Consider the following 562-nt stretch of genomic DNA (forward strand, 5'->3'; position numbering starts at 1 on the left):
CCAACTCCCCGAGGCTTATCGCAGGCTCCCACGTCCTTCATCGGCTCCTGATGCCAAGGCATCCACCATGCGCCCTTACACACTTGCCACCACCACACACCACACCCCACCCGAAGGCGAAACGTGCCGCACAGCGGCCCAAGCCAAAGAACCCAAACCACAAAGACACAGAAAAAATCTACTCGACGAAGCACCACGACAAAGAAACACTCACCGACGGTGCACCAAACACACCATCGAGATGTCACATTGCCTTACGCAATGCTCGCGTCCACTGTGCAGTTCTCAAACAACAACCAGGAACCCCCCGCCCACCCACAAGCACCAGACACCGAAGAAGAACCCCGACCGGTATGACCTGCAGCGAAGAGCCTGACCAGAAGAAACGAACCCCACCCCCCCACCGAGCCGCACCAGCGATGCCGGCGAAACCAGCACACCAGCGAACCAGCACGATGAGGAGAAGTTGTCCGGTCCCTCAGGACCCAACAGTGCGCCAGGCACCACCCACACCCCTCGACAGCGCGTTCCAGACCGGATTCCTCCAGCCGTACTAACACCC

The 562-nt window shown here is 59.6% G+C and carries 1 rRNA gene; it reads right to left on the reverse strand.

Going from position 1 to position 562, the window contains the following annotated elements:
• Positions 1 to 89 (reverse strand): 23S ribosomal RNA (locus tag V9U69_RS17380); the annotation flags it as partial.
• Positions 90 to 562 lie beyond the last annotated feature (473 nt).

The organism is Kineococcus sp. G2, assembly GCF_037154035.1.
In the GTDB taxonomy this organism is placed as follows: Bacteria; Actinomycetota; Actinomycetes; order Actinomycetales; family Kineococcaceae; genus Kineococcus.